26 protein-coding genes are annotated in these 24,427 nt (G+C 58.1%); 19 read left to right on the forward strand and 7 right to left on the reverse strand.

Annotated elements, in window-relative coordinates:
• Window positions 1-9: 9 nt before the first annotated feature.
• Window positions 10-681, reverse strand: coding sequence for a Flp pilus assembly protein CpaB (cpaB, locus tag OR601_RS07310; protein ID WP_265591549.1), 672 nt, complete (start codon window positions 679-681; stop codon window positions 10-12).
• Between the two features lie 412 nt (window positions 682-1,093).
• On the reverse strand, window positions 1,094-2,296 hold the full coding sequence (gene rsgA, locus OR601_RS07315) for a ribosome small subunit-dependent GTPase A (RefSeq protein ID WP_265591550.1): 1,203 nt from the start codon (window positions 2,294-2,296) through the stop codon (window positions 1,094-1,096).
• 230 nt (window positions 2,297-2,526) lie between these two features.
• On the opposite strand from rsgA, the gene OR601_RS07320 reads away from it, so the two are divergent.
• Window positions 2,527-3,621 (forward strand): glycerol dehydrogenase, encoded by a 1,095-nt coding sequence (locus OR601_RS07320; RefSeq protein ID WP_265591551.1) that lies wholly within the window; start codon window positions 2,527-2,529, stop codon window positions 3,619-3,621.
• A gap of 187 nt (window positions 3,622-3,808) precedes the next feature.
• Here the strand turns inward: OR601_RS07320 and OR601_RS07325 are convergent, their stop codons facing one another.
• Window positions 3,809-6,502, reverse strand: a complete 2,694-nt coding sequence (locus tag OR601_RS07325) for a cation-translocating P-type ATPase (protein ID WP_265591552.1) — start codon at window positions 6,500-6,502, stop codon at window positions 3,809-3,811.
• A 445-nt stretch (window positions 6,503-6,947) separates the two neighbouring features.
• Here OR601_RS07325 and OR601_RS07330 point away from each other — a divergent pair, with 445 nt between their 5' ends.
• Window positions 6,948-7,946 carry a 2-hydroxyacid dehydrogenase gene (locus OR601_RS07330; protein ID WP_136011981.1) on the forward strand — a complete coding sequence of 333 codons (999 nt, stop codon included), beginning with the start codon at window positions 6,948-6,950 and terminating at the stop codon, window positions 7,944-7,946.
• A 168-nt stretch (window positions 7,947-8,114) separates the two neighbouring features.
• Complete coding sequence (gene pyk, locus OR601_RS07335) at window positions 8,115-9,557, forward strand: pyruvate kinase (RefSeq protein ID WP_265591553.1); 1,443 nt, start codon at window positions 8,115-8,117, stop codon at window positions 9,555-9,557.
• Window positions 9,558-10,000: 443 nt separating this feature from the next.
• Here pyk and OR601_RS07340 read toward each other — a convergent pair whose 3' ends face one another.
• A complete protein-coding gene (locus OR601_RS07340) occupies window positions 10,001-10,267 on the reverse strand; it encodes a hypothetical protein (protein ID WP_265591554.1) in 267 nt (88 codons plus the stop codon).
• A 1,800-nt stretch (window positions 10,268-12,067) separates the two neighbouring features.
• On the opposite strand from OR601_RS07340, the gene OR601_RS07345 reads away from it, so the two are divergent.
• The 14 genes from OR601_RS07345 (at window position 12,068) to relB (OR601_RS07405) (ending at window position 18,062) form a co-directional block, all read left to right on the forward strand.
• Window positions 12,068-12,217 carry a hypothetical protein gene (locus OR601_RS07345; RefSeq protein WP_265591555.1) on the forward strand — a complete coding sequence of 50 codons (150 nt, stop codon included), beginning with the start codon at window positions 12,068-12,070 and terminating at the stop codon, window positions 12,215-12,217.
• Window positions 12,218-12,490: 273 nt separating this feature from the next.
• Window positions 12,491-12,796, forward strand: coding sequence for a hypothetical protein (locus OR601_RS07350; RefSeq protein ID WP_265591556.1), 306 nt, complete (start codon window positions 12,491-12,493; stop codon window positions 12,794-12,796).
• A gap of 93 nt (window positions 12,797-12,889) precedes the next feature.
• The gene (locus tag OR601_RS07355) at window positions 12,890-13,222 is read left to right on the forward strand and encodes a hypothetical protein (RefSeq protein WP_265591557.1); all 333 of its coding nucleotides are present in this window, start codon (window positions 12,890-12,892) and stop codon (window positions 13,220-13,222) included.
• Window positions 13,223-13,271: 49 nt separating this feature from the next.
• Window positions 13,272-13,451, forward strand: coding sequence for a hypothetical protein (locus tag OR601_RS07360; protein ID WP_265591558.1), 180 nt, complete (start codon window positions 13,272-13,274; stop codon window positions 13,449-13,451).
• 95 nt (window positions 13,452-13,546) lie between these two features.
• Window positions 13,547-13,816 (forward strand): hypothetical protein, encoded by a 270-nt coding sequence (locus OR601_RS07365; RefSeq protein ID WP_265591559.1) that lies wholly within the window; start codon window positions 13,547-13,549, stop codon window positions 13,814-13,816.
• 52 nt (window positions 13,817-13,868) lie between these two features.
• A complete protein-coding gene (locus tag OR601_RS07370; RefSeq protein ID WP_265591560.1) occupies window positions 13,869-14,189 on the forward strand; it encodes a hypothetical protein in 321 nt (106 codons plus the stop codon).
• A gap of 68 nt (window positions 14,190-14,257) precedes the next feature.
• On the forward strand, window positions 14,258-14,494 hold the full coding sequence (gene relB, locus OR601_RS07375) for a type II toxin-antitoxin system RelB family antitoxin (protein ID WP_265591561.1): 237 nt from the start codon (window positions 14,258-14,260) through the stop codon (window positions 14,492-14,494).
• A 34-nt stretch (window positions 14,495-14,528) separates the two neighbouring features.
• Window positions 14,529-14,747 carry a type II toxin-antitoxin system RelE family toxin gene (locus tag OR601_RS07380; protein WP_265592391.1) on the forward strand — a complete coding sequence of 73 codons (219 nt, stop codon included), beginning with the start codon at window positions 14,529-14,531 and terminating at the stop codon, window positions 14,745-14,747.
• 280 nt (window positions 14,748-15,027) lie between these two features.
• Window positions 15,028-15,507, forward strand: coding sequence for a VG15 protein (locus tag OR601_RS08720; RefSeq protein ID WP_440137544.1), 480 nt, complete (start codon window positions 15,028-15,030; stop codon window positions 15,505-15,507).
• The gene (locus OR601_RS07385; RefSeq protein ID WP_265591562.1) at window positions 15,413-16,021 is read left to right on the forward strand and encodes a hypothetical protein; all 609 of its coding nucleotides are present in this window, start codon (window positions 15,413-15,415) and stop codon (window positions 16,019-16,021) included. Before OR601_RS08720 ends, OR601_RS07385 begins: the two co-directional genes overlap by 95 nt.
• Before the next feature lie 297 nt (window positions 16,022-16,318).
• Window positions 16,319-16,768, forward strand: coding sequence for a hypothetical protein (locus tag OR601_RS07390; RefSeq protein ID WP_265591563.1), 450 nt, complete (start codon window positions 16,319-16,321; stop codon window positions 16,766-16,768).
• Window positions 16,769-16,790: 22 nt separating this feature from the next.
• Window positions 16,791-17,255 carry a hypothetical protein gene (locus tag OR601_RS07395; protein ID WP_265591564.1) on the forward strand — a complete coding sequence of 155 codons (465 nt, stop codon included), beginning with the start codon at window positions 16,791-16,793 and terminating at the stop codon, window positions 17,253-17,255.
• Window position 17,256: 1 nt separating this feature from the next.
• Window positions 17,257-17,586 (forward strand): hypothetical protein, encoded by a 330-nt coding sequence (locus tag OR601_RS07400; RefSeq protein ID WP_265591565.1) that lies wholly within the window; start codon window positions 17,257-17,259, stop codon window positions 17,584-17,586.
• Window positions 17,587-17,825: 239 nt separating this feature from the next.
• Entirely contained in the window at window positions 17,826-18,062 is a 237-nt protein-coding gene (gene relB / locus OR601_RS07405) for a type II toxin-antitoxin system RelB family antitoxin (protein WP_265591566.1), read from the forward strand.
• 242 nt (window positions 18,063-18,304) lie between these two features.
• On the opposite strand, the gene OR601_RS07410 is transcribed toward relB (OR601_RS07405), so the two are convergent.
• Window positions 18,305-19,393 carry an SPFH domain-containing protein gene (locus OR601_RS07410; RefSeq protein WP_265591567.1) on the reverse strand — a complete coding sequence of 363 codons (1,089 nt, stop codon included), beginning with the start codon at window positions 19,391-19,393 and terminating at the stop codon, window positions 18,305-18,307.
• A gap of 126 nt (window positions 19,394-19,519) precedes the next feature.
• Window positions 19,520-20,692, reverse strand: a complete 1,173-nt coding sequence (locus OR601_RS07415; protein WP_265591568.1) for an iron-containing alcohol dehydrogenase family protein — start codon at window positions 20,690-20,692, stop codon at window positions 19,520-19,522.
• Between the two features lie 650 nt (window positions 20,693-21,342).
• Here OR601_RS07415 and OR601_RS07420 point away from each other — a divergent pair.
• Window positions 21,343-22,179 (forward strand): DegV family protein, encoded by an 837-nt coding sequence (locus tag OR601_RS07420; RefSeq protein ID WP_265591569.1) that lies wholly within the window; start codon window positions 21,343-21,345, stop codon window positions 22,177-22,179.
• A 295-nt stretch (window positions 22,180-22,474) separates the two neighbouring features.
• Window positions 22,475-23,569 (forward strand): hypothetical protein, encoded by a 1,095-nt coding sequence (locus OR601_RS07425; protein WP_265591570.1) that lies wholly within the window; start codon window positions 22,475-22,477, stop codon window positions 23,567-23,569.
• Window positions 23,570-23,646: 77 nt separating this feature from the next.
• Here the strand turns inward: OR601_RS07425 and OR601_RS07430 are convergent, their stop codons facing one another.
• On the reverse strand, window positions 23,647-24,384 hold the full coding sequence (locus OR601_RS07430; protein WP_136011975.1) for a GntR family transcriptional regulator: 738 nt from the start codon (window positions 24,382-24,384) through the stop codon (window positions 23,647-23,649).
• Window positions 24,385-24,427: the final 43 nt, after the last annotated feature.

Raw genomic sequence — 24,427 nt, forward strand, 5'->3', positions numbered from 1 at the left:
CCCCTTGCCTCACTCGGCTGCCGGGCTCGCCGCAGCCACGCCCAACAAGCCTTCCGCCTCGTCCGATACCATCACCAAACGCAGGCTGCCGTCAGAGCCTGCAGCCATGAGAGGCGACACATCCTCAGCCTTCACCGATAACGTGATCTGCCCCGCTTGTCCCGAGCTGCGCCCATCGGCCGCAAGCACTTCCACCACTTCAGAGATAAGACGGGTCTCGCCATCGCTCACCTTGAACGCCGCCAGCGAGGTGCCCGGCGCCACCTGTGCGGTGACGCCGGTCTTGTCGTTGACCGGGACCGAGAGAGCCACGCAACCAGGCGGCACTTTTACCGGCGCTGCCGCATCACTTTGAAGGTTGACACTGCATACCGGTGAACCTTTGGCGACAGGACCCGCCGCGACAGCTCCGGTGACATCATCCAGGGATGCCAGCGCACCCTCGGGCACAAGGTCCACCAACCAGTCTTTGAGGGCGCAATTGGAGGCATCCAACGCCTCGCCCTCGGCAACAGGCTGCGTGGCGACTACGACATGAGCCACCTCGCCGCCGTAACGCTCGAGCGCCTCACTTCTAGAGGCCTCGACCTGCGCGCGCACTTCCTCCCCATAGGCCACGGCGCAAAGCACCGCCAGCAACGCGCAGGCGCCCGTCAAAAGCCATCGAAACCGCTTGGACATCGAACCTCCCCTCGCTTCCCGATGCGGCCATAATCCCCCAGCGAAGCCACCTTCTCGTCAGCTGCAGACAGGTCGTCTGTCCGCTTTTTGACAAATTTCTGACCATTTTCCAACCAAGGCGATCATCGCCGCAGCTCAGAGGCGTCTCCATCGACGCATATCAATGGGCCTTTTTAGGCAACCTATTGCATGGTTTTTCACAGTCCAACCACGCAACCAGTTTCCTCAATATTTAGTTTTAGTTTGATATTTATATGCACAACGACTGCCCCTCGCCCGCAGCTCCTCGCCAGCGGCCCGTCGCCAAAGCCACCTGCGGCGAAAGGCGCACGAGGTCAAAGCCATGCAGGGCGCACGACGCAGGAGGACGCATGGCGCGCGCTGCCAAAGATGCTGCCAAAGATGCACGTCGCTAAAGGCGCACATCGGGATCCAAGCTGTCGGCCGACTGGCGCATCTCGTCTGCCAGAGCTCGATAGACGCCCAGTGCCGCTGCCGAGAAGAGCCCCTCCTCGCAGGCTTCAATAACCCCGCAGCCCGGCTCGTGGGAGTGGGTGCAATCCCTGAATTTGCACCGGGTTGCTGCCTGGGCCACCTGGGGCAACACCTGTGCGAGACCCCGCTCATGGCCCACCAACGGCAGGCTTCTGAGTCCCGGGCAGTCGATGATGACGCCGGCGCCCGGCAGCTTCACCATCCGACGCGTCACCGTGGTATGGCGTCCCGCGTCGTCGCGCTGGCGCACCTCGCCGGTCTCCAGCGCCTCATGGCCCAAAAGGGCGTTGAGCAGCGTCGATTTGCCCGCACCCGACTGCCCCAGCACCATGCCCACTTTGCGAGGTGGCACGAGGTCTCGCACGGCGTCAAGCCCCCAGGCAGCCCCTTCCCCCAACACGGCCTCAGCCAGCGAGGCTAAGGGCTTCTCGGCAGGGATGGATTCTTTGGCAGCGGGGCCTTCCAGCAGGCTGGCGCAGGCCACTACGGGGGCGTCGAGGCCCAAGACCTCGTGGATGGAGGCGATGTCGGCGGCCAAGGCCTCGGGGCTGGCGGCGCGGTCGGCCTTGGTGAGCACCACGGCCCAAGCGCTGTGGCTGTCGGCGGCGATGGTGGCAGAGCGGGCGATGCGATCCAGCGAGATGCCGCGGTCGGACTCCGCCTGGGCGATAAGCACGATATCGACGTTTGCCGCTAATGTCTGGCGCTCGCCTCGGGTTGTCCCACGCCAACGTGCCACGTCGCTCCAACGGGGAAGCACCTGCTCGATGACCGCGCGATCATGATCTTGAGGACAGCGCAGCGCCACCCAGTCGCCCACCGCAGGCTTGAGCAGATCGGACTCTTTGGCAATCTGCACCGCATGCTCGGCGCGGACGGGCCCTTGCGGGGTCAACACCGCCGGAAACCCGCGATCCAGCCTGCACACGCAGCCCAGCGCCAACTCGTCTGCCGCCTCAGGATGGGCCGTGCACACCGCCTCGAAGGCCGCCACCTGCTCAGCCGAGGGCGCCACATCCTCATAGGAAGGCACATCCAGGAGCTTGTCCAGAGCAGGCAGGTTCACGGCATGTTCCTGCCGAGAAGATCTCCGCTTCTTTGCTGCACGGGCTTTGGCCATGGGGCAACTCCTTGAAAGTGGCACGACTCTTTTGGCACCATACCCCAACTCCTCTCACACAGACTCCCCACAGCCCAAGGCCCCACAATCTAGAGACTCGCGTTTGTTTTAAGATGCTTTCAGTCTTAGCGGGCGACAGGTTGCCCAGCTCACCCATTGAGCTGGGACGAGGCAGAGTGTGCCTGAGCATGCCTCGCCTTGCTCGCCCACACTTCCAGAAAGGTCTCGCTATGGCAAAAGTGTTCAACAGCCCCTCCAAGTACGTCCAAGGCCCCGACGCCCTCTCTGACCTGGGTGGCTTCGTAGCCCGCCTGGGTTCCAAGGCCCTGGTGCTCATCACCGCCTCGGGCAAGCGCCGCGTGGGCGACAAGATCGAGGCCGGCTTTGCCCCCGTAGACGCCGCCTGCATCTTCGAGGAGTTTGGCGGCGAGTGCTCCAAGAACGAGGTGGCCCGCCTGCGCGACGTGGTGGCCGAGAAGGGCTGCGACGTCATCGTGGGCGTGGGCGGCGGCAAGACGCTGGATACCGCCAAGGCGGTGGCCTTCTACGAGTCACTGCCGGTGGCCATCTGCCCCACCATCGCCAGCTCGGATGCTCCCTGCTCCGCCCTCTCGGTCCTCTATACCGACGACGGCGCTTTCGATGAGTACCTGTTCTTGCCCTCCAACCCCAACCTGGTGCTGATGGACACCACCGTCATCGCCGCCAGCCCGGTGCGCCTGACGGTCTCTGGCATGGGCGACGCCCTGGCCACCTATTTTGAGGCTCGCGCCTGCGTGAACTCCGATGCCGACACCTGCGCCGGCGGCAAGTCCACCCTGGCGGCCTATGCGCTGGCCAAGCTGTGCTACGAGACCCTGCTGGAAGACGGCCTCAAAGCCAAGATCGCCTTGGATGCCGGCGCCAACACCAGCGCGGTGGACCACATTGTCGAGGCCAACACTCTGCTTTCCGGCATTGGCTTTGAGTCCTGCGGCCTGGCCGGCGCTCACGCCATCCACAACGGCCTTACCCTGCTGCCCGAGACCCACGAGCTCTACCACGGCGAGAAGGTGGCCTTTGGCACCCTCACCCAGCTGGTGCTTGAAGACGTTCCCACCGACGAGCTAGAAGAGGTCCTGGACTTCTGCTGCGAGTTGGGCCTTCCTGTGACCTTTGCCCAGGTAGGCATCGAGGATCCCACGCCCGAGAAGCTCATGACCGTGGCTCAGGGCGCCTGCGCCGAGGGCGACACGATGGGCAACATGCCCTTCGAGGTCACCCCTCAGATGGTGGTGGATGCGCTCAAGGGCGCCGACGCCCTGGGTCGCGCTGCCCTCGCCTAAAGGCGCAGCGCTCACAGCGTCCAGACCACGTCCCCTCACGCGCTTGCCCCTCGCAATCAGCTCTGCGCATGCGGTCTGAGCTACTGCATCACTGCTCTCGCGCCACAAAAAATCGGCTCTCGCACAGGTTTCGCGAGAGCCGATTTTATTTGCTGTGTCAGAGAGCGCTGAGCGTGCAGCCTAGGGATTAGGCGGCAGGAGCGTCGACCTTCTTGCGATCGTGGGCACGCCAGCAGGCCTTGTAGATCTCCATGATGGGGATGATGAGGAAGGCCAGGCCCATAGCCATCAGATAGTTGGGCATGTCCAGCTCGGCGAAGCCAAAGATGGCAGCCACTGCCGGCACCTCGATGACCACGTAGGTGAGCACCAGCGACAGCGCGAAGGAGCCCCAAAGCCAGGGGTTCTGGTTGCCCAGCTTGAAGATGGACTGACGGCGCGAGCGCATGTTGAAGGAGTGGAACATCTCCACCATGGAAAGCGTCAGGAAAGCCATGGTCATGCCCTCGATGCCCGCCTCGGGGTTGTTGGCGATGAAGCCCAGGTCGATGGTGCCAAACTGGTGTTGAATGCCAATGAAGTAGCTCGCCAGGGTCATGAGAGAGATGATGACGCCCTGGAACACCACGTCTACACCCATGCCGCCGGCAAAGATGCCGTCAGAGGCCTTGCGGGGCTGGCGACGCATGACGCCGGGCTCGGCCTTCTCCATGCCCAAAGCCAGTGCCGGGAAGCAGTCGGTGATGAGGTTGATCCACAGCAGGTGCACGGGCTCCAAAATCACAAAGCCCACCATGGTTGCCACAAAGACAGCGATGACCTCGGCGATGTTTGAGGAGAGCAAGAACTGGATGGCCTTGCGGATGTTGTCGTAGACGTGACGGCCCTCTTCCACGGCGGTCACGATGGTGGCGAAGTTGTCGTCTGCCAGCACCATGTCGGCCACGTTCTTGGTGACGTCGGTGCCGGTGATGCCCATGCCAATGCCAATGTCGGCGCGCTTGATGGAGGGGGCGTCGTTCACGCCGTCGCCGGTCATGGCGACGATCTGGTCCTGGGCCTTCCAAGCCTCGACGATGCGCACCTTATGCTCCGGCTGCACGCGAGCGTACACGCCGTAGTTGGCGATCTTCTCGGCAAGCTCTTCATCGGAAAGCTTATCGAGCTCGCTGCCGGTGATGGCCTGGGAGCGATCGGAGATGATGCCCAGCTCGCGGGCGATGGCCACTGCGGTGTCGATGTGGTCGCCGGTGATCATGACCACGCGGATGCCTGCGTCGTGGGCCTCTTGGATGGAGGGGCCTACCTCGGGGCGCACCGGGTCGATCATGCCGCAAAGGCCGATGAAGGTGAGGTTTTGCTCCAGGTAGGCGGCATCCTCAGACTCAGGGGCGGCCGGCCACTCACGTTTGGCGGCAGCCAGCACGCGCAGGGCGTCGTCTGCCATACCCTTGTTCTCCTCCAGGATGGCGGAGCGGATCTCGTCGGTGAGGGGCACCACGCCGTCGGAAGTCACCACAGAGACGCAGCGCTTAAGCACCTCGTCAGGGGCGCCCTTGGTGTACTGGACCAGGTCGCCCTCAACATCCTTGAGCACCACAGACATCATCTTGCGGCCGGAGTCGAAGGGGGCCTCGCCCACGCGCTGGAAGCGGGCGTCCAGGTCGGTCTTGGGCTGGCCGTGCCTGGCGGCGTCTGCCACCAGGGCCGCCTCAGTAGGCTCGCCCTTGGCAGACTCCTCGGCCAGCACCCACTGGGCGTCGTTGCACAGCGCCATGGCGCGCACCAGCTCGTCCTCGTCTGCGCCGGTGTGGCGCACCACGGTCATCTTGTTCTGGGTGAGGGTGCCGGTCTTATCGGAGCAGATCACCTGGGTGCAGCCCAAGGTCTCCACGGCGGTGAGCTTGCGGATGATGGCCGCCTCATGGCTCATCTTGGTGACGCCAATGGAGAGCACGATGGTGACCACGGCCACCAGGCCCTCGGGGATTGCGGCTACCGCCAAGGACACGGCCACCATGAAGGTGTCGATGATCAGGCGCGGGTCAGCCATGAACTCGGCGCCGTGCTTGATAAAGTCGACGATGAAGATGAAGATGCAGATGGCGATGACGCCAATGGTGAGGATGCGAGAGAGCTCGGCCAGCTTGATTTGGAGCGGCGTCTGCTCGTCTTTGGCCTGGTTGATGGAGTCTGCGATCTTGCCCATCTCGGTGTCCATGCCGGTGGCCACCACCACGGCGCGGCCGCGGCCATAGACCACGGTGGAACCCATGTACACCATGTTCTTGCGGTCGCCCAGAGGAATGTCGCCCCCTTGGGCCACCAGCGCTTCCACTACCTTATCTACGGGCAGCGACTCGCCGGTAAGCGCAGACTCTTCCACCTTGAGGCTGGCGCTCTCCAAAATGCGGCAGTCTGCCGGCACCGCGTCGCCTGCCTCCAGCACCACGATGTCGCCCACGGCAAGATCCTCGCTCTTTACATCGAGGATCTTGCCGTCGCGCACCACTTTTGAGGTGCTGGCGGCCATTTGCTGCAGAGCCTCCAGGGCTTCCTCCGCCTTGGACTCCTGCACCACGCCCAGCACGGCATTGACCACCACCACAAAGAGAATGATGATCACGTCGGCAATGTCAGATTCGCCCTGGGCAGCGCCGGCCACCGCGCTGATGACGGCAGCGGCCAGAAGCAGGATGATCATAGGGTCGGCCAGCTGGGCGAGCAGGCGCTTCCAAAGCGGGTCTTTCTCGGCTTCGTCCAGTTTGTTGGGGCCGTTGGCCTCCAGGCGCTTGGCCGCCTGGGCCGAGGTGAGGCCCGTCTCCGAGTTGCTCTCTAGCTCTGAGAGCACCTCGTCGCTGGTAGAAACATATGCTTTCAAATTACCCTCCTGGTGGTATTCGCTTATCGCCAGATCGGCGCCCGATCATAATTCCCCAGGAGGGGCAAGGGCTCGCCAAGGTTGCCATGGCGCAAGCACATATAAGACGCAAGCCATTTTACCCAGTTGGCCCGAGCGGCCCAGCCCTCTCATCCGACCTACAAAAACCCCGTGACCCTTATAAAACTGCTGCCGAGAAAAGCTACGTTCAAAGGCTCTGAGACATTCATAGGCTGGGTCCGTGCCTTTCGAAAGCCAAAAGTCCCCTATTATCAGTATTTATGCAGGTAGATGTTCTTGTTTCCTAGGCAACTTTTCTCATGTTCATGGGATATTCGTTGAAAATAATGGAGTCTGAGAACCTAGAATAAGTCGCTGGAATAATTGGGAATCGAGGATTGGACCGCGCCGCGGTCTGGCCACGCCAAGCTGAAAGAGGCATTCCATGAAGATCCTGTTCTACGACACCTTCGACTATGACAAGGAATCGTTCGAGAACGCCCTTAAGGACTATCCAGAGCTCACCATCGACTTTCTCGAGGCAGACCTCAACCCTATGACCGCCACTTTGGCCAACGGCTACGACGCCGTCTGCGGCTTTGTGAACTCCGACATCAAAGCCATGACCTTGGAGATCTTGGCCGGCTTCGACATCAAGCTCATCCTCATGCGCTGCGCCGGCTTTGACGCCGTGAACCTGGACGTGGCCCGCGACCTGGGCATGCGCGTGCTGCGCGTCCCCGGCTACAGCCCTGAGGCCATCGCCGAGTTCGCCCTGGGCCTGGCTCTGGCCGCAGACCGCCACATCGTGCGCGGCTACAACCGCGTGCGCGAGAACGACTACTCGCTCTCCGGCCTTCTGGGCACCACCTTCCACGGCAAGACCGCGGGCATCGTGGGCACCGGCAAGATCGGCGCCGCCATGTGCAAGATCGTGGCCGGCCTGGGCATGAAGGTGCTGGGCTACGACCCCTACCCCAACCCCTCGCTGGAGGGCATCGTCGAGTACGTGGAGCTGGACGAGCTTTTGGCAAAATCTGACCTCATCTCGCTGCACAGCCCGCTGTTCGAGAGCAACTACCACATGATCAACGACGAGGCCATCTCCAAGATGAAGGATGGCGTGGTCTTTGTGAACACCGGCCGCGGCGGCCTGGTGGACACCCAGGCGCTTATCCGCGGCATTCGCTCCCACAAGATCGGCGCCGCCGGCATCGACGTCTACGAGGAAGAGGGTCCCAACGTCTTCAAGAACCGCTCCAGCGCGGTCTTCGAGTCTGTGACCTCCACCCTGTGCGCCTTCCCCAACGTGGTAGTCACCTCGCACCAGGCGTTCTTCACCCGCGAGGCCCTGGATGCCATCGCTCGCACCACCCTTTCCAATGCCATGGCCTACGTCAACGACGACCTGGACTCGCTGCCCAAGCCCAACGTGGTCTGCTAGCAGCGTATAAGCAAGTATCTGGGGCGGCTTCACACCTAGCCGCCCCGTTTCTTGGACGTCTCCTCGCCAGGTCCGCACGCATGACGGACTTGGCAGCTATAAGAAGCGGCGCCATAGAGGATAAAACAACGGACAGCGGCGCCAAATCCCTCAATCGGAAGGATTACCATGCAACAAACTAAGAGGACGAAGATCGTGTGCACCATGGGCCCGGCTACCGAGGACGAGAACGTCCTGCGTGAGCTCATCAAAGCCGGCATGAACGTGGCACGGTTCAACTTCTCCCACGGGTCGCACGAGTACCACAAGGCCGGCATCGAGCGCGTCCGCCGCATCTCCGACGAGCTCGGCGCCAACGTGGCCATCCTCCTCGACACCAAGGGCCCCGAGATCCGCACCGGCCTGCTCGAGGACGGCCAGAAGGTCGCCCTCGCCACCGGCGACCACGTGGTCGTGACCACCGACGACGTCGTGGGCAACGCCGAGCGCTTCTCCCTCGACTACAAGGCCCTTCCCTCCGAGGTCAAGAAGGGCTCCATCATCCTCATCGACGACGGCCTCATCGGCCTCGAGGTCGACCACGTCGAGGGCAACGACATCTACTGCGTCGTCACCAACGGCGGCGAGCTCGGCGAGCACAAGGGCGTCAACGTCCCCAACGTGAACGTGGGCCTGCCCGCGGTCACCGAGCAGGACAAGGCAGACATCGCCTTCGGCTGCGAGATGGGCATCGACGCCATCGCCGCCTCCTTCATCCGCGACGCCGAGGGCGTGCGCGTCATCCGCCAGCTCTGCGCCGACCACGGCTGCCCCCGCGTCTCCGTCTACCCCAAGATCGAGTGCGCCATGGGCGTCACCAACTTCGATGAGATCCTCGAGGTCTCCTCGGGCATCATGGTGGCCCGCGGCGACCTGGGCGTGGAGATCCCTCCCGAGAAGGTCCCTCACATCCAGAAGGCCATCATCCGCAAGTGCAACGAGGCCTACAAGCCCGCTATCACCGCCACGCAAATGCTGGATTCCATGATCCGCAACCCCCGTCCCACTCGCGCCGAGGTGACCGACGTCGCCAACGCAGTGCTCGACGGCACCGACTGCGTCATGCTCTCCGGTGAGACCGCTGCCGGCAAGTACCCCGTCGAGGCCGTGAAGATGATGGCCTCCGTGTGCGTCGAGACTGAGCACTTCCTGGAGGAGCGCCACCGCTACTTCGACCGCGGCGGCGTGCGCAACGTCAACGGTGCCATCGGCTTCGCCTCGGTGACCACCGCCGACCGCTGCGGCGCCATCTGCATCATCGCCCCCACCGCCACGGGCCGCACCGCGCGCATCGTGTCCAACTTCCGCCCCAAGCTGCCGGTCTACGCCGTGTCTCCCTCTGAGATCACCATTCGCAAGTGCTCCTTCTACTGGGGCGTGGAGGCCTTCAAGTCCACCACCCAGGGCACCTTGTCTGCCACCATCTACGACGCCCTTAACGTGGTGAAGAAGAACGGTCGCGTGGACACCGGCGACTTGGCAGTGGTCACCGCCGGCGACCCCCAGACTTCCCCCAGCCAAGGCGACTACATCACCAGCACCAACATGATGATGGTGGCCCAGGTTTCCTAATTCCTTGCCGAGAAGCCCTCGCAACCGCTCATTGATCAAGCCCGTTGAGCCCATGGCCCAACGGGCTTTCTTTTTAGGCAAGCGAAGATCCATACCTACAGAAACTGCCTGCGAGTGAACCGTTAAAGGAACGCACAGGAATACCACGCAGATAAATGGCACAGCCAGTTCTGATGAAATAGAACATATAGGAACTAAGACGTCTTACGACCCAGAAGGTTATTTAGCTCTTTAATGGGCGCTTAGGGCAAGTGCGAAGATAGGGCTCTTGCGAAAGATCCGGTACGTTCGCACCATAAATCGGTGATTCATGCTCATATCTTTATTGAGCATGAATCGAACACTATCTATGACACCAATCGATATGCCCCATATTGATAGCGTCTATTTGTATGCAACAATATGTTACAGTCGCTCCCCTCACGGGGAGCGTGGGTTGAAACTTACCAGCGCTCAGGCGTCAGAGCCACGCTGGTTTGCAGCTCACGAGTAAAGCCCACGCGCTCATGGACAACGTTGTGCGCGTAGTGAGAGAGCGGGATGAGGTTTCGCACCACTTGTCCTGTGTGCTTGTCCATGGCCCACTCGCTCAAGGCGTAGCCCGGAGAGACGTTTGCCCTCAGCACATGGTGGACGGTGGTGGCTGGAACATACTTGGCCGGGGCCTCATAAAGCTCTGCGATGGACTCGCCGTGAGCTTGCTCCAACACTTTCTTCCTCAGCCGTCTCCAGGCAGGCGACCTGTAGAAGTTCCTAAGGCATCCTTCGGTCTCCAACATGTGCGCCAGCTTGCGGGCCAAATCCGCATCATAGCAAGGGACGATCAAGGGAGGGGGGCCATAGAACCTCGCAGCCCAAATTGCATCAATGGAATTCTGAGGATTCTGGGACAAGGCCATCTGCAACCCGCCTTCCCGCGAAACTCGACACCCTAACAATACACACTCGAACACCTGTTTTTTCAGAAATAGTTGTCAATTTCCGCAGTTTTCCGAACTTTCCGCAGAAGCTGTCAAAAAGCGCAGTTTTCCGCAAAAAGCGCAGTATCGGGCGAGCGGTATTGACTTTTTTCAGAAATGAATATATAGCCATCTAGCTGGAGTTATCCCCTCATGACCACCAACGCCCTACCCTGTCCACCGGAGGGGTGGCCCTGATTTTGTCCATCGCATTATTTGTCCCGTTGGTGTACAATGTGGCTTCCCTTAATAGATTTAGAAAAATAAAAAACAACAAAGCGAGGGAGAATCCGTAGGCTGGGCCGCCGGTCTTTGGGGGGTGAAACAAAAATTCTCAAACGACCCGGGGGTATAATATTTATCTATTTTTGGTGGATTTTCGTTCATTTTTTGTTTTTCTTTTTGCGCTTTTAGCTGTGCTTTTATGTTCGTGTTAATGATATTGATGTGATGCATTATGTGACGATATCGGAATTGCTAGCGTGCATATGTTGTTCATTTTGGTTGATTTATATGTACTGTTTAGTCTCTTATGTTGTGTAATTGCAGATGTTTGGCGAACGTTCGTTCTATCCGAATTCGGATAGTTATGTATTTGCTATTGTATGTACTGTTTATGGGACTGTGATTTAGCATTTGTGCTGGTGGCGGCTATGTGTTTATGGTGGATAACTGTGAGCTTATGAGTGTGATCTGGTGCGCTCCCCCACATGTCCACTTGCGCCACTGTAGGGCTGGAATTAGGCATTTAGCTGGTGTTATGTGGTGTGGTGGTGGGCTGGTGCTGGTGCTGCTCTGGTGGTGTGGTGGCTCTGATCTGATAGGCGCTCTAGGCTCTAGGCTCTAGGCTCTGGTGATGATCTGGTGGCCTGGTGGCTCCCTGGTGAGCTAATGCGCTCCCTAGGCATGGAAAAAGCCCATAGGCTCTATAGGCCCATGGGCTACGTGGTTGGTGTGTGCTGCCTGGTCGCTACTTTGTGATGATGGCTTGCACATGGTCGCTATCGTCTACTAGTGCAAGGCGTAATCCTACCTTTTGGCATATATCCGCATAAGTCGATAGAGTCGGAGAACGCCCGTCCCCTATAGATGATGAAATATATGTTGGGTATTTACCTAGGCTTATCGAAAGTTTCCTGTATGAGTCGGCCTTATCGGCCACATATCGGAGCGCTTTATCAGCAGATAAGTATTCCAACTTCTCGCCTCCCTTGTCGTTTTTAACAATCATACGTGTTTATCTGCGCTGTTCATAGATACTACACAATTATACGTGTTTATCGCTAAAAACAATTTTTGCCTTATCTACCTGTGATTTTGCTCCATTTTGGGCCATATGAACAAAATTTCGTGTTGACCTATAACACGTATTGTTGTTTACTCTTAATCAGCCCAAGGGCAACCAGACCCAACGGCTCCGAACCTTGAAAACCGCATAGCAGACAGATTCAAAAGAAAAGGCGACCCACTAAAACCAACTTTTGAAGCTAGTTTCAGCGGGTCGCCTAAAGGCCCATTCGCTACTTAGGACCACGATTTAGGAGATGGAAAATGATTGATCTGCTCCTCTACATTCTCCAACTCCTCATTGTCTTCCTCGTTCCAATCATTCAAGCGGTTGCAGCCGCTTTGATAGCTGATTGGCTGAAAGAAAGGAAGGCCACAACTTACGAGGGCAAACATTTTAAACCTCGTAAGTAATGAGGGGGAGAAGGGCATCTGATAGGTGCTCTTCTCTCCTCCTCATATTACTACCGGACTAAACCAAAAGAAAGAGTTCAGATGAACGGAATCGCCTTTAGCCTTGCTAGGCTTGCCGGTTCTATTGTCGCGCTTTTAGTCGCTTTACACCTTTATAGAAATCGCTAATAGCTAGGAGAGATGAAAATGACTACCAAAAAAGAGCAGCTAGTAAATGCTATCGAAAACACGAAGCCTCGTTCTTGTTGAGATAAAGGGGTGAAGGCTCAGGCTTTGGAAATGGTGGAAGAGCTCGATGATGAAACCGTCGACAAGATAGCAAATAGCAACAGAAAAGAGGTGATGACCGTTCTCCTCAATGGTGCCGATAGCTGGAGCAAATATAGCTATGGTGGATGCGCATTAATCTACGACCCTGAAATCTGCGAACGTTACTCCACTCCGTCAGAGATCAAGCGCACCAAATGCGGAGAGAAAAGGCCCAACGCTCGTGAAGAGTGGCTCGATGTGCAGGCCCGAGAATGCGCGCAGGCAGCATGGCTAACTTTTGGGGCGCTGCGTCACATCATTTCTGAATAGCGTTTCCAGTCAGTCCACTGTAGCCAATGCAGCGGCCTGACATGGGGACACTACCCCACTAAATCCCAATCACAACTAAAGAGGGACATGGCCATGACCAACAGCAACGCATGGGTAGAATTTGATGAGAACTTTGATTCTCGCGATGGTGGCGCGCTCTATATACGCGATAACAACGATGGAACATACAGCGCAGCTGGTGCGCTCTGGTTGGATGGGGGAGACATGCAAGAGCGCCACTATACAGCCATTGTTTGTGACTTTGATGACAACCAGCTCACCTATGGAGACGTGCTGGTTACCGACGAATATTTCGCCGGTGACGCATTTGGCTGTGCAATCGATAGCGACATATCCCACGACATAGGCATGTTCTCCACCATGGGCGAGGCTGTCCAGGCTGTCCACCAATTCGCGAATGCTTAATCAACACCACGACCAACGTTCAAAAATTAGCCAGTAGAAAGGCACTACCATGCTGCTTACCGACACCAACCTTTACCGCACTGTCCGTGACTACTGCGTAGACTACTACGACGATGAAACCATCCTCGACATCGCCAGCGCCATTGTAGAGCGCGACCTCGCAGGATGGGATGACACCATCGATGACATAGCCAGCGAGGACTTCGAGGCATTTATTCAAGAGTTTTAGCGTCTCTAAGCTGTCCATCGTCGGGCATGGTGGGCAGCAATAGGGACACTGAGCGCCCATAACAATCCAACAACAGCCAAAGAGAAAGAGACGCCATGGCCACTACTCGAGAGCAGATTGTCGACATTGTCCTCAACGACCCCATCCGCACGCCGTGGACTGGCACCGCCAACAGCATTGTTGTTCACAACAGCGCCAGCCATCAAATGGAGCTTTATGGCCCAACCACCAGCCATGGGTGGACACGCCTTAATGACTTGGGCATCACGCCAGACGAGGCGGCAAATTTAGGCATGACCACCAGCGGAAGGAATCGGCTTGGATTGCTAGGAGACAAGACGGCAGCACTGTACGCAAGCCTATAGCCACCACTAGCCACTAAATAACCATCAACGCAACGCAATAAAAGGAGCCATCATGACCGCCACCAAGCAAATAAGCCAGCTCAACCATGGAAGGCAGCTGCTTGCCAGCCTCAGCCACGAGCTTATCTACTTCCTAATACTCAACACCTTCAGGACGAAGCGTGACATAGACGAACTCATTGATACGGTTCGCGCTGACAACGACACTACTTTGTCCAGCACCGACGCTCGCGACATCCATGCCTTCCTATCAAGCCTTGAGGATGCTTTTTGGAATGAGGTAGAGCTTCACGAAGAGCTCGACATGGAATTCAACGGATACGACAACGGATACGAATACACCGATTTCATCATGTCCACCATTGCGCAATAGCCATCGCGCTGCAGAGCAATCAATAGGGTATAATGTGTTACGTGTATTACACTAAAGGAGGCAATCAAATGGCAACCATCGCAACGACAATGAGGGTACCTGATGATGTCGCCGCTCGATACGATCGACTGGCTAAAGCCACTGGACGTACAAAAACCTTTTACATGACAAAAGCTCTCAGGGATGCTATCGACAGCATGGAATACGAATACGGAATCCTTCAAGAGCTTGAGGACTACCGTTCAGGTAAAACAGTTGCCTACAGCTCAGAAGAAATGAGGGCGCGCTGTGGCCTGGATGGTTAAGTATCTCCCTAAGGCCGACAAATCCCTGCGCAAGATGGATAAGCAGACATCCAAGCTCATTCTCGACCGCATGGATGAGATCGCAGCACTTAACGACCCAAGAAGCCGAGGCAAGGCACTAGAGGGAACCCTGACGGGGTTTTGGCGTTATCGTATAAACGGTTATCGTGTGATATGTTCCATCGAAGATAGCGAGTTGGTCATTCTCGCGGTATCCGTCGACCATCGGAGCAAAGTTTACAAACGTCACTAAACAGAAATAGCCCTGACTGCCATCATGACAGCCAGGGCATTTTTGTGCGCATCGTTAATCCTCAGCACCACCAACGCCAGCAATGCAGCCGCCATAGCCAGCACCATCCATGATTTCCATTGCAGTGTTGTACATCTGTCGTATTGTGGTTTCTGGCACCAGAAACACCATCGCAAGCTCTTTCCAGCTGCACCAATTTGCGCATCCCAGCCATACGTCGCTCCCCTCACGGGGAGCGTGGGCTGAATCATTCTATCCTCGGCCTCTTGAGACCAGCGAGATGGCCGAGAAGGCTGGACGAGTAGGCCATTACCAGGCAGGAAAGCTTACCAAGCAAAATGTTGACGGCTTCATCCAGCAGATGGCCAAGTCCACCGGGGGCCAAGTTCGCCGCACTGCCAGCATGACGGTGGCAGGCATTACGGGAGCGCAACCAAAACACTCAAAGATCCGTTACGCCCGAGCGCTCCAAGGGCTGGAGTCTTGCGGCTGGTGCTTCATGCTTGCCAGCAGAGGATTTGTCTACCGCTCAGAGGAAGCTGCCTCGCACTCCCATCGCGGGTGCAAGTGCGTCGTCATGGCAGGCAGAGAGGGCGACACCATTGAGGGCTATGACCTAGAGGGTATTCAGGATCGCTACAACAAAGTCGCCAAGGCCTGTGGGGGTGGACATCTTCACCGACAAGGACACCCGCTTAGACCAGCTCTCGAGAGAAGACTACGACCGCATCGCTCGCTTTGCCGAGCTACACGATCCTGAGTGGCTTTCAAGGGGCATTTTGCCAACCATCGACTATCGATACACCAGTAGAGAAGAAATAGAACACTCAATGGATTCCGTCAACCTTTCTACCATTGATTTCTTAAGGGATGAGGGCTTTAAGATCACTCCAAGACCCCCTCATGCAATCGGTAAAAATGGGAAGGTGCTGGATGGTGTGACAAATCCCGACATCTACATTAATAACTCGGAAATATGGGAGATTAAGCACAGAGCCGCATCTAATCCTGGACGAAAAAATGGGAAACTGACTTTTGTGTACAACTCCCTCCATGGTGGCAAGAAAAACTTTCGCAATGTCTATGACCCAGACAAAAAAATTGGGACAGGCCCCGCCGATAAAATAAGAATTATTTTGGATGTTGGACCACACGAGATAAATGCCACGAACAAAGAGATTGAAGACTATATAAAGAAAGAAATGAAGTTCAACAATATTGATGAGGTATTGGTGATCTATCCCGATAAAAGTTTGGGATTCTATAAAAAATAAAGGCCGGAGCAATACTCGTAGCCTGAGTAAAACCTCGACCTTTTGATATCTAGTATACCCCATCTGCAGAGTACTAACAATCATAGTTTCCGCTGGTCTAACGGCAAGACGTTGGATTCTGGTTCCAAAGATCGGGGTTCGGCTCCTCGGCGGAAAGCCATCTCGTTGAATCAAGCGCCTCAAGGGCGCTTTTTTCATAGCCACGCAGCCTTGGGCGGAAACCAAGGCGCCTACCTTGCTGGCAGGGAAAGCCAGCTCGACCACGTCTGAGCAGACGGACTAGCAGAAAGGACGGTTATGGAATTTCCCATCGAGAACCAGGAGGCCTTCGACGCCGCCATCAAGGAGCGCCTGGCCCGCGAGCGCAAGAAGGCAGAGGAGCGATTCTCCGACTACGACGATCTTAAGGCCAAGGCCGCAAAGCTGGACGAGCTGGAGGAGGCCGACAAGACCGAGCTTCAGAAGGCCCAGGAAGAGATCGCCAGCCTCAAGAAGGCCCAAGAGGACCGAGCCAAGGCTGACGAGGCAGCAGAGACCCGCGCCAAAGTGGCCAAGGCCACAGGCATCCCCGAAAGCCTCGTCTTCGGCGACGACGAGGATTCCATGACCAAGAACGCCGAGGCTATCGCGGCTTACGCCAAGCCTCCGGCAGCGCCACCTCTTGGGGAGGCGGGAAGCCACAGCGACGGCTCGGCTTCCAACGACAACCCCATGGCGTTGGTGCTGCCAAGCCTGTTTGGAAACTAACGACTAGCGAAAGGAGCCATACATGGCTGCTGCAACCACTGCGAAAGTGAAACTCCCGGCCGATGTGGTGACCACCCTGCTTCCCAAGATCCAGGGCAACTCAACCATCGCCACTCTGTCTCCCCGCAAGCCCCAGACCTTCTCCGAGCACGAGAACATCATCTTCACCCCCACGGCCGAGGCCGAGGTGGTCGAAGAGGGCGCTACCAAGTCCAGCTACGAGGTAGGCACCAGCTTCGTCCAGGGCGTCCGCGTGAAGCTGCAGACCACCACCCGTGTCACCGAGGAGCTCCAGTGGGCCGACGAGGACGACCAGCTGGAGATCATCGACAACATCCAGAAGGACCAGGCCGGTGCCATCGGCCGCGCCCTGGACTACGTGGTCTATCACGGCATCAACCCCGCCAAGAAGACCGCCCTTGCCTCCAGCTATCCCAAGCTGGTGGGTGCCACCGGCGCACCGCTCTTCCCCTCTATCTGCACATGACATGCTTTCTCGGGCAGGGATTCCTGTAGCCACCCATGATCGCGCTCAGCTTGATATTAATATCGGCGATGAGCTGTGGGAAATAAAACCCCTGATGGCGACTCCGTTAGGTGTGTCGAAAGCAGTCTCAGGAGGGCGAAAAAAACAGTTCGCTGATCGGTTCGGCTCTGGAACCACCATAAAAGTAGTACTTAACTTTCGCTATGTCGCAAAGATTTCTGATGATGAAAATCGAAAAAGGCTTGTCTTAGAGATGCAACGCCATGAAGTATCAGAGGTGATCTTAATCAATAAGGATGGCACAGTAGAGTTTTTGTTTTTCGCACAGTAGAAAGGTGTTGTGAAGTCCCTTTCCAGAGTCATCACAACACCTTTGTGTATTTAAAGCTATCACAGCACACCTCGCTAGTCCAACGGAAGGATGTTGGTCCCCAAAACCGTCGATCGGGGTTCGACTCCTCGGCGAAAGGTAAGCTCGCCATCGAGCTGCGAGGCGCTGTGAAGTCCTTCTCCGGACCCATCACAAACAAGGCATAAAGAATTACGCATTTTACAAAGGGAGGTAGCGCCATGGCAACCACTGCAACCACCCTGAGGATACCTACCGATCTCGCCGCTCGTTACGAGCGCTTGGCAAAGTCTACGGGGCGCACCAAAACCTACTACATGGCAAAGGCACTCCAGGATTCCATCGATAGCATTGAATATGAATACTGTCTATTGCAAGATCTCGAGGACTATCGTTCAGGTAAAGCCGTTGCCTACAGCTCAGAGAAAATGAGGAAGCGCTGTGGCTTGGACGGTTAAATACCTTACCAAGGCCGACAAGGCCTTGCACAGGATGGGCCGTCAAGCATCAAAGCGCATCTTTATGTTTACAAACGTCGCTAAACAAAAAACAGCCCTGGCTGCCGCCATGACAGCCAGGGCTGCTATATGCATTTGGATATGCATTTGGATCTGCATTTGGATCGCGATCTAACTCAGCAACCATCCAATTGCTTTCGCTTGCCTTCGACTGCAGATCTTCTCAGCACCCCCGCGATCTCCTACTTTTGGTTGTTGGCCTTCTCGGCAGCCATCATCTGGGTGAGGATGTCGGTGGAACCCATATCCTCGGGGATCACCAGGGTAGAGGAGCCGCCCTCGGCGAACTTCTCCATCATGCCTATGCGCTGGGTGAACATGAGCAGCATGTTGGCCTCCTCGCTGGAGAGGCCGGAGTCCTGGATGGTGGCCAAAGATTGGGCGAGACCTTCGGCGATGGCGATGCGCTGGTTGGCGATGCCTTCACCCTGGATCTTCATGGACTCAGCCTCGGCCTGGGCGGCGATGACCGCCTTGGCCTTGGCGGCCTCGGCCTCGTTGGTGGCGCTGATGCGGTCGTTGGCCGTGGTGATGATGCGGTTCATGGACGTTTGCACGTCTTTGGGCAGCTTGATGGAGGTGATGAGCGTGGTGACGATCTGATAGCCGTAGCCAATCATCTTCTCGCGCACATCCTCGCCAATGGCGGAGGCGATGGCGTCCTTCTCGGAGAAGACGGTCTCCAGGTCGCGGGTGGGGATTTGGGAGCGCAGGGCGTCGGCGAAGTAGTCTTTGATCTGGGCCTCGGGCGACACCAGCGTATAGACCGAGCGGTAGATGCCCGACTCGCGCACGTTGTTGGTGGGCGCCATGTCCACGTGGTACTGCACGGCCACGTCCATGCCAATGGTGACGTTGTCTTTGGTTTTGGCGTCGAACTCAAAGTGCAGGTCCTGGGTCATGAGAGAAACGGCGCGCATGGTCTCCACCAGGGGGATGAGCACCGTGAGGCCCGGGTTGGCGATGCGAGAGAAGCGGCCAAAAGACTCGATGACGCCAACGTTTTGCTGGCGCACCACGCGCACGCAAAAGACGAAGAAGAGCACGATGAGTATTGCAAGCAACACGATCATGAGGGAATCCTCCATAAACTGAGTGAAAGGAAGTACGACAGATGAGGCGTCGATGGCAGGGACATCGATATCAGGGATCTCCAGATCCATCTCATCGATGGCGCCCAGAAGCGCAGAGACAACGATGATCACCGCAAAGACGATCCAGGTGCCTCCGCTGTGCCTGCGGCCATGCCCGCCCGAACCCCCGTGGGCCATAGACTCTCCTTTGAACGAGGCCAACCGCGCTTAAAAAACGACCGCCATACCTTATGGCAAGGTCAGCGGCCGTTTTAGGTGTCCCTAGTATAAAGATTTCCTTTTGCAGTGAACAGTGGTGCAGCCTTACAGTTGCGCGGCGTGGGCGTCCATGCGCAGGCGCGCCACCTCTTCGCCCAGCTCATCGCCGGCTAGGACGGCACGGCTGTAAAAGTCGGCATCCAAGATGGCCTGCTTGAAGCGCTCGGGAGTGAAAGGATAGGGGGCTTTTCCCCACTCGGTAGTGGACTGGGCACGCGCTACCAGCGCATCCAGATCTGCGCCGGACGCCCCAATCTCCTCCAGCGTCACCGGGAAGCCCATCTCGCGGTTGAACTGGAAGAACTGTTCCAAATCTTGATGCCTGCCGTCGAAGGCCATGAGCACCAGGTTGCCAAAAGCCACCACGGCGCCATGGGGATGGGCCTCCACCAACTCCGGTGAGATGCCGGTCCAAGCATTGTAAAAGCCGTGGGCCACGCTGGAGTTGTAGTAATAAGGCTCAGGTTCGAGCATGCCCGTGGTGAGGTTGGAGACCAGCCCGCAGGTCACGATGATATCGAGCACCACTGCCTCAAAGGCGTCCGAGGTGCGATGGCGGTGCTTATCGGCCAGGGCGTCTTTGCCATAGGCGAACAGAGGCTCTCCGCAGGCCTCGGCCAGCGCGCGGCCCATAGCGGGCACCGGGGCCAGAGCCTGGGAGCGGCTGGCGAGCTCTACCTCGGGCTCCTTGGAGAGCGCGTCGCCGATGCCCGCCCAAAAGTAGAGGTCGGGGCTGTCGGCGATCACCTGCAGGTCGATAAATGTGTGTACCGGCGGCGCCGACGGGAAGAAATAGCCGTCCGCATGGCCGTCGTCGCCATAGAACACTCCGATGGCCGTCACCGGCGCACAGTTGGACGCCACCGTGGGAAAGGTGAACAGCGGGATGCCGAGAAGCTCTGCCGCCTCTTTGCAGCAGTCTATGGCGCGGCCGCCACCCATGGCGAAGAGCATCTGGGATCCTTGAGCCTCTGGTGCTTGGGCGATGCGGCGAGCGTTCTCATGGGTGCACTCGGTGCCGTAGACCAGTTGGCCGCAGAGCTCGATTGGCGTGCCTTTGAGCGCGTCTTCGAGCTTGGGAGCTCCAGCCTCGAGCGCCTTGGAGCCGCCTACTAAAAGCGCCTTGCGCCCAAAGGCCCCTACTACCTGCGCCACGGCGTCATAGGCCTGGGTTCCCACTGTGTAGCTGGGCAGATACTGAGTGCTTACCGCTTTCATAGGGCTCCTCTCATGGGCTGAATGCCCTTTAGAGTTACCCCATTGGTGATGCGCATGCATGTCGATTGGCCACCGTTAACACAACTGCCCCAGAGCAATAGGCTGCAGCGTCCAGGGGCTATGGTCACTTTGACGGAATTTGGACACGCTCCCGCGCGATGGCGGTCTTTGGCTCTTGCGCGATGGCGGTCTTTGAAACACCCCTCCACGGCCCTCTGAATTTTTACTACATTAGCTACGTTTTATAAACACCCTGGGGAATTACGTACAATGAAACAAACGTAGTATTTTTTCTGATGGCTACGAGAGCCTCTTAGCTACGAGCAGAGCCTCTTGCTATCCCTTCCCATCTGCCCCCCTCCCCCATCATCTTCATCCGTTTCCTTGCAGCCCCCGGGCCCAGAGCATTTCCTACGTTCAACTCAGATATTTGCGGATACTTTGCCGTTCAGGCGCACACTTTTGTTCACTTTGTATACCATCTATAGGGGCTTTGGCTGTCTGCGCTGCCCTTCCCGCTCAAAGGCATCCAAAGCACTGTCTGTCGTCGTGCTCGATGGCCGCCGAGCAACCCCTTGCGCCCGCAACGCCGTTGCCCGGCTGCCGTCGCAGCCCGTCGACAGCGCCCTGTTCCCCCGAGAAAGGCTCTCATGGCCATCCGCATCATCACCGATTCCGCCTCTGACCTCGCTCCCTCCCCTGCCCTCACGGTGGTTCCGCTCACCGTGACCTTTGGCGAGACCAGCTACCTGGACGGGGTCGACCTCTCGGCCCACCGCTTCTACGAGCTGTTGGTGGAAGGCGACCTGTTGCCTTCCACCAGCCAGATCAATCCCGGCACCTGGGACGAGGCGTTTCGCGAGGCCACAGCCGCAGGCGATGAGGTAGTGTGCATCACCCTGTCATCCAAGCTCTCAGGCACCTATCAAAGCGCGTGCATCGCCGCCGAGGCCTACCCCACCGTTCATGTTGTCGACTCTCTGAACGTCACCGTGGGCGAAGGCGTGCTGGTACGCCGTGCGCTGGAACTCGCCCAAGCAGGCCTTGAGGCAGACGAACTTGTGGACGCCCTCGATGCCGAGAAGCGCTCCATCCGCGTGGTGGCCCTCTTGGATACCCTGGAATACCTCAAGCGCGGGGGCCGGGTGTCGGGCGGGGCAGCGCTTGTAGGCACCATGCTTTCCATCAAGCCGGTGGTGGCCGTCCAGGATGGATTGGTGGAGGTTATCGGCAAGGCCCGCGGCTCTAAAAACGGCCATAACCTGCTGGTCCGCGAGATTCAAAATGGCGGCGGCATCGATGTGAGCCGTCCTCTAGCCACTGGATTCACCGGCTTGGATGACCGTATCTTGCGCAAGTACATCCAAGATGCCGGCTGGCTCTGGGAAGACCTGGTGAGCGAGGTGCCGGTCTATGAAGTGGGTTCCACCATCGGCACCCATGCAGGGCCGGGCGCTATCGCAGTGGCGTTTTTCTCTCAGGAATAATCGCGGCAACCGAGCGACCGCGACAATCGAGCAACCATTATGGGCAGCTCCTTAGGATGCTCCCCTATTTCTGGCCAATCGTTACCATTGTGAAGATGTCTCGCAGGTGGTGTAAAAACCCCGGCTCCGGGGCACAAAACCAGCGATCGCAGGACGATGCGCTGCCCCATCTCCCCCGGATCCCGCAGCTCCCTCTACATCGTTACTGTGTGAGTCCGCATGTCAGCGTTTCTCTCATCTCTCTCTTTCTCTCCGCTGACATGCGGGCTCAGTTTTGCTGCAAGGGGTTGTGCTTATGGCAAAGTTGCTTTCCGGATCATCGCGTGCTACCACCGCCACCTGGATTTTCAATTTCGAGTCCTCGGCCTCGCTGCTTTTAGCGCTGGGCAGTTTGTTGGCAGCGTGGCACGCTCGGCAGATCCTGCCAGCAAATAGCCTTTATCGCTTTTGGGAGTCCTGCCTGCTACCGGTGCAGTTACCGGTGTTCTACTTTGGCTACGGCTACCTCTACCAGCGCCAATGGCGGGTCACAAGCCTGCGCAGCTGGTGGGGATCGGTGCGCTATGAGCTGGCGAACCTGCTCACTCCCTTCGCGTTCATCACCGTGCTCACCCTGGCAGTTCGCAGCTGGCTGCACACGGGAGCAGGGCTTACACCAGAGCATCTGGCAGTGGCGCTCTTTGTCGATCCCGTGATCCCTGTGGGCTTCTTCCTGGTTGCGCTGGTCTTTTATCTGCTGATCCCCAACTTCACTTCCAAGCGCGCAGCGGCAGTGGGAGTGGGCGTCTCGCTGCTGCTCAAAATTGCCGTGGTCATAGCAGCTCGCAGCCCGGAGGGGCAAGGGCTTCTCGGCAGTTTGCCCTATGTGGTGGCCAACGGCTGCGACAACGCTCTCTGGTTTTGCGGCGGCATGGCCTTGGCGCTGGAGGAATGCCAAGGGCAGATCTCGCAGCACATGCGAGGGGCAAGGCTGCCTCGAGCGGTGAAGATAACGGGACCTCTGGCGCTGTGGCTTGGGCTGGCGCTGGGATGCTGGTGGCTTTACGGGCAGGAGCGTATGAACCTCGGCTGCCTGGAGGCGGTGTTGGTAGGTGCCGGCTTGGGGGCAGGCACCTTGCTCTATAGGGAGCTGTTTGGGATGCAGGGGCGTCAATGGCGGTTCTTTAGCCTGGTAGACGGCTACACCAAAGGCATCTGGCTGCTGCATCCGCTCTGCCTGGAGCTATGGTTTTACTGGGCCCAAGGAGCGCATCTAGGCGCCGTCGGAACAGTGGCGGGCAGCTTGGCAGCCGCCTATCTGGTGCCGGTGGCCATCAACGTGATGCTCGATCATCTGGGGCGTCTGGGCTTTTTGATCAATCCCAACCGCTATCTGTCCAAGCCGCGCTAGGGGCGCACGACAGGAGAACTCCCGCACAGACGTCGCGCTGAAGGCGCTTTGCTGGAGCGATAGCCGTGCTGGAGCCGTCAATCGCGCTGGGTGGAAGAACTGATGACACAGCGGTTGGCGGGCATCCAAATGCTGCCCCACTCAAAGGGCGTGCCGTCTTCAAGATAGACGGTCTGGTCCATTTGGAGGGCCGGGGAGCGCTCGTCGCACTGGAGCCATTCGGCGCGACGCTTGCCGCAGACGCAGGCGCTGTAGACCTGGTTGGAGTAGCCGATCTTTTGGCCGCTCGTGCGCGCGACGGCTTCAAAGAGGCCCTCGGCGGTGAAGTCCACCTCTTCAATGCCCGGGCAGCGGCTCATGGCAATGTGGCTCTCGATGAACATGACGGGCTCGCCAAAGACCGAGCGCACGCGGGCCAAATAAAGGTAAGGCGTGCCGCGGGGGATTTGCAGGGCCCAGGCACAGGCCTTGTTTGCCGGCTCTACGCGGCTCTCCACCACCACGGTGGTGTAGGGAATGCCCTGGCTGGCCATGGACTCGGCAAAGGAGAGCAGGTGGTTTGAGGTGGGACGGGCCATGATAGGCTGCACCACATAGGTGCCGCGGCCGCGCTGCTGCACCAGCAGCCCCTCGTCCACCAGTGACCGGATGCCCTTTTGCACCGTACCGCGAGACAGATGCAGCATGGCCATGAGCTCGTGCTCTGAAGGGATTCGCTCGTCCACGCCCCACTCGTGGCTATAGATCTTCTCACGTACGAAATCGGCAACCTGCACGTAGAGCAAGCTGTTGTCGGAGCGCTCAAAATCAGCCACGGTCTCCTCCGAACCTATCTTTTGGCCGCTCTCGCTCCACGCG

It is taken from the genome of Leptogranulimonas caecicola, assembly GCF_023168405.1.
Taxonomy (GTDB): Bacteria; Actinomycetota; Coriobacteriia; order Coriobacteriales; family Atopobiaceae; genus Leptogranulimonas; species Leptogranulimonas caecicola.

Bases quoted from the DNA above. Each gene is read 5' to 3' on its own strand.
- relB (WP_265591561.1), top strand. From the start codon at position 14,258: ATGGCAACCATCGCAACGACAATGAGGGTACCTGATGATGTCGCCGCT.
- OR601_RS07395 (WP_265591564.1), top strand. From the start codon at position 16,791: ATGGCTGCTGCAACCACTGCGAAAGTGAAACTCCCGGCCGATGTGGTG.
- OR601_RS08720 (WP_440137544.1), top strand. From the start codon at position 15,028: ATGGCCGAGAAGGCTGGACGAGTAGGCCATTACCAGGCAGGAAAGCTT.
- OR601_RS07410 (WP_265591567.1), bottom strand. From the start codon at position 19,393: ATGGCCCACGGGGGTTCGGGCGGGCATGGCCGCAGGCACAGCGGAGGC.
- OR601_RS07360 (WP_265591558.1), top strand. From the start codon at position 13,272: ATGCTGCTTACCGACACCAACCTTTACCGCACTGTCCGTGACTACTGC.
- relB (WP_265591566.1), top strand. From the start codon at position 17,826: ATGGCAACCACTGCAACCACCCTGAGGATACCTACCGATCTCGCCGCT.
- OR601_RS07390 (WP_265591563.1), top strand. From the start codon at position 16,319: ATGGAATTTCCCATCGAGAACCAGGAGGCCTTCGACGCCGCCATCAAG.
- OR601_RS07345 (WP_265591555.1), top strand. From the start codon at position 12,068: ATGATTGATCTGCTCCTCTACATTCTCCAACTCCTCATTGTCTTCCTC.
- pyk (WP_265591553.1), top strand. From the start codon at position 8,115: ATGCAACAAACTAAGAGGACGAAGATCGTGTGCACCATGGGCCCGGCT.
- OR601_RS07420 (WP_265591569.1), top strand. From the start codon at position 21,343: ATGGCCATCCGCATCATCACCGATTCCGCCTCTGACCTCGCTCCCTCC.
- OR601_RS07380 (WP_265592391.1), top strand. From the start codon at position 14,529: ATGGATAAGCAGACATCCAAGCTCATTCTCGACCGCATGGATGAGATC.
- OR601_RS07355 (WP_265591557.1), top strand. From the start codon at position 12,890: ATGACCAACAGCAACGCATGGGTAGAATTTGATGAGAACTTTGATTCT.
- OR601_RS07425 (WP_265591570.1), top strand. From the start codon at position 22,475: ATGGCAAAGTTGCTTTCCGGATCATCGCGTGCTACCACCGCCACCTGG.
- OR601_RS07370 (WP_265591560.1), top strand. From the start codon at position 13,869: ATGACCGCCACCAAGCAAATAAGCCAGCTCAACCATGGAAGGCAGCTG.
- OR601_RS07365 (WP_265591559.1), top strand. From the start codon at position 13,547: ATGGCCACTACTCGAGAGCAGATTGTCGACATTGTCCTCAACGACCCC.
- OR601_RS07320 (WP_265591551.1), top strand. From the start codon at position 2,527: ATGGCAAAAGTGTTCAACAGCCCCTCCAAGTACGTCCAAGGCCCCGAC.
- cpaB (WP_265591549.1), bottom strand. From the start codon at position 681: ATGTCCAAGCGGTTTCGATGGCTTTTGACGGGCGCCTGCGCGTTGCTG.
- rsgA (WP_265591550.1), bottom strand. From the start codon at position 2,296: ATGGCCAAAGCCCGTGCAGCAAAGAAGCGGAGATCTTCTCGGCAGGAA.
- OR601_RS07415 (WP_265591568.1), bottom strand. From the start codon at position 20,692: ATGAAAGCGGTAAGCACTCAGTATCTGCCCAGCTACACAGTGGGAACC.
- OR601_RS07330 (WP_136011981.1), top strand. From the start codon at position 6,948: ATGAAGATCCTGTTCTACGACACCTTCGACTATGACAAGGAATCGTTC.
- OR601_RS07400 (WP_265591565.1), top strand. From the start codon at position 17,257: ATGCTTTCTCGGGCAGGGATTCCTGTAGCCACCCATGATCGCGCTCAG.